The organism is bacterium (genome assembly GCA_012517375.1).
Classification (GTDB): Bacteria; Hydrothermota; Tepidihabitantia; order B3-TA06; family B3-TA06; genus JAAYVC01.
In genome coordinates this window covers 1-3,642 of record JAAYVC010000044.1, presented here as the reverse complement: position 1 = coordinate 3,642, position 3,642 = coordinate 1, and the positions used below count along the sequence as shown (strand labels likewise).

Sequence of the window (3,642 nt, the reverse complement as noted above, 5' to 3'; positions counted from 1 at the left end):
GAGCCGTTGTAAAGAACGAGGTCGGAACATTCGTAAGAGAGTGCGAGATTGGTATTCGCAGGACCGTCGTAAAGATCAACATTCTTCTGCCAGTTGTCAGGATTTACCATAACGTAAGAACCGACGAGTATGGCGTTTCTTGCACCCGTAAGGAACATTGTGTTGGCGGAAAGATTGCCTGCGTAGTCCTGGATGTCCAGATCGGCAACTTCCTTGACCGCGTGGATTTCTTTCGTGATCGTATCGTTTGAGGGATTGAGGTCCTTGGCAAGATGCGTGACAAACGTGACATTGTAGGTGAAAGTATCCGATGCTCCTGCTGACCAGGGTCCAAACTCCGCGAGGACAGAGTCCGAGCCCGAAAGATTGGTAATCAGGGTAGTATCGCTATAGACGACAACTCCGAGAGAATCGACCATGCAAGCGACATTGAAACTTTCAGCTTCTTCCCAGAGGTTTTTGACTACAACCCTCGGGATATGTGCGAAGCCAGACCACACGAAATCGGGCGGGGTGATGATGGCAACCGGCGCAACGTCGCGCGGCGGCCATAGGGCTGTGACGTTTTTGGAAAGAGTATCGTTCTTTGGATCGTAGTCGCCTTCAAACAGGGTCTTGAATTTCACGGTATAGCTGAGGTCGTCGGCCTCGCCCGCGCTCCATGGATCAAAGCTCACTTCGATTGCGGCCCCTCCGGCAAGGTCCGCAACAGCAACTGTGTCGGAGTAAATGACGACGCCTGCGGAATCGAATTCGCATACCGCGTTGAACGATGTCGTACCGGCCTCGAAATTTTCAAAGGTCGCCCGCGGAGTGTAGCTATGTTCAGACCAGCAAGTATCTCGTGGCGCTTCGATCGATACTACGCCGACGTCGGCTGCAAGAAGATTGCCAGTATTCTGGTTGTCGCGCTTGAACTTCGGCCACGTTGAAGCCCCAAGCCCAGGGGATGAGGTGTTGAGCGCGTACAGGTAATTATCGTAAGAACCGACGTAGAGTATCTTGTTCGAGTCGATAGCGGGTGAGGATTCGTTGACAAGGGCTCCGGTCAGGTAGCGCCATCTGAGGTTTCCGAGCGTGTCAACTGCGTAGAGATAACCATTCCACGATCCGAAGTACACTATTTCGTCCGCGCCCACGGACAGGTTGGAGCACACAAGGCTGCCTGCGTTATACTTCCATTTAAGATTTCCTTCAGGAGTAAGTGCATACAGGTAATTATCCTCCGAGCCCGCGTAAATGGTGCCGTTCGCGCCCAGAACCACCGAGCGTGCGCGGTTTCCAGTAGGATATTTCCATTTTTCCGAGCCGTCAGGATTGAAGGCGTAAACTGCCCAGCCGTCATACGAACTGAAGTATATGGTGCTGTCATCGGCTATCGCCGGAGAAGAGTACTCCTCGTCGCCGCTGCTCGTTCTCGATTTCCACTTGAGAGTTCCTGAAGGAGTCAACGCATAGAGGTAGCAGTCGAACGAAGCGAAATAAATCGCACCGCCCTTGTCGATGGAGGGGGAGGAGTAAATGCTTCCGCCTGTAAGGTATTTCCATTTAAGCGTACCGCTCGGATTTATTGCGTAAAAATAGCAATCGACTCCACCAAAGAAAATCGTTCCGTCCGGGGCTATTGCAGGAGATGTCGGTACGCGCGCGCCGGTTGTATACTTCCATTTGAGGTCGCCCTCAGGGGTAATTGCGCAAAGGCCGTCGGACACACCCAGATAGATTGTACCGTCCGGCCCTATGGCCGGCGAGTTGTCGGTAGTACCGCCGGTATTATATCTCCATTTGAGAGAGCTGTCAGGGTTTAGCGCGTAAAGATAACCGTCCCGCGAAGTGAAATACACGGTTCCGTCAAGGGCAAGCGCAGGCGAGGAGTTTATTGCGCCGCCGGCTTGATATCTCCATGCTAGGGTCCCGGGAGAGCCCTGCTCCACGTATCTCTTGTAGTATACTTCCCGGTTGCCGTCACGATCATCGTACCATGCAACGTATACGGAAGAATTAGCGGCTGCGATTGATGCGCCTACAGATTCACCTAGAGCATTTGTCAATCTGGTATCAAGTCCCCAAGTTCTACCATTATCGATTGAGTTTTTATAATATGTCTCTGCATTGCCATCTCTCCTATCGAACCATACGAGGGCAACATTGTTTCCTGATGCCGCAAGGGAACAGTGAGCTGAAACGCCGTCCGAATTGGTGATTCTTGTCGGGGTCTCTTCCCAAGTTACTCCATTATCGGTTGACCGATTCTGGTAAAGTTCATAGTTACCATCTCTCGCATCATGGAATACTACATTTACAAAATTACCTGACGCCGCAATTGAGGGATGGTAGCCACCTCCTGGGGAGGAAATAGTTACGGCTGAGCTCCATGTTATTCCGTTATCGGTTGAGCGCTTGTATTGAACTAAAATTGCAGAATTATGCCATGCTACATGGATATTATTCCCAACGCAAGCAATTACAGGGTTGTCGCCTCCGGAGGCCAGTGGAGTTTCAGCATTCCAAGTCAAACCATTGTCGGTAGAATTGATATAGTTGATACCATCCGACACCACGTGTACGTTGCTTCCTGAAGCTGCAATACAAGGGTATGGTCCACCGCTAAGAGTTAATTTCGTATCAGAACCCCATGTCGAGCCGCTATCGGCAGAACGCTTATAATAGATTCCGGGATTTGCTGGTCGCCCGTCCGACCACACTACATACACGTAAGTTCCAGAAACCGCAATAGAAGGATTTTTAGAATCTCCTGGCGCATTAGTCAGTCTCGTATCCGATCCCCAAGTAATGCCCCCATCCGTAGATCGCTTGTAATATATCTCGAAGTTCCCGTCCCGGTTATCGAACCACACAACGTGAACATATGAACCGGAAACCGCCACACACCATTGATTATTGTATCCAGTATATGATTCCGCAGGGTCGTTGGTGAGCCTTATATCGGGGCCCCAGCCCTGTGCGGAGAGAGTGCCTGCTACAAGCAGGCCGATGATTATTGTGAGGTGTTTACGCATCTTGTCCTCCTTGAGTTTAAAGTTTTGCCTCTTGTTAAACTTGAAATTCAAACAATTAAGAGCAACTTTTATGCCAAGGGAAGAGGGTTTTCGTAAATATCCAAGATATTGAGCTTAAGGAGATTTAGATAAATCAAAGACTAAAAAGAATCTCTTTTCGTTGTTGCGAATTTGCAACAATAAAACGATTCTATGGATGCTCAAGCTGTAAGCTATCATCCCTGCAAAACTTCAGGCGAGCAGCTCCGAAGTAGCAAACTTGCAACATGAGTGTAAAATCGTTACATATCACTTAAAAAGACTCGAGAATGTGTGTTTCGGGCAGCATATATCAAATGATCCGATCCCCACCTTAACTTCTTATAGTAATCTCTCGCTTGACGGTCGCTTGTAAGAATTCTTGAATGATCCAATATACCCAATCGTGGGTTCAATGATGAAGTGCAACACCTTGGCAAGTGAACGAGGATTTGCTATGCTGCGCCCCTTTGAGAGTGAACATGAGGTAAGTTTAGAGATAGAATAACCAGTCAATGAAGAAGCGAAGATGAAGCGCAGTAACTGGACGACAGAGGAGAAGCTGGCGGTGGTACTTGAAGGATTGAACGGCAGGAAGTCGGTG

The 3,642-nt window shown here is 49.3% G+C and carries 1 protein-coding gene; it reads right to left on the bottom strand.

What is annotated here, in order from left to right; genetic code table 11:
- On the bottom strand, positions 1–3,020 hold a 3,020-nt coding region (locus GX441_05385), incomplete at its 3' end, for a PQQ-binding-like beta-propeller repeat protein (protein NLI98077.1).
- Positions 3,021–3,642 lie beyond the last annotated feature (622 nt).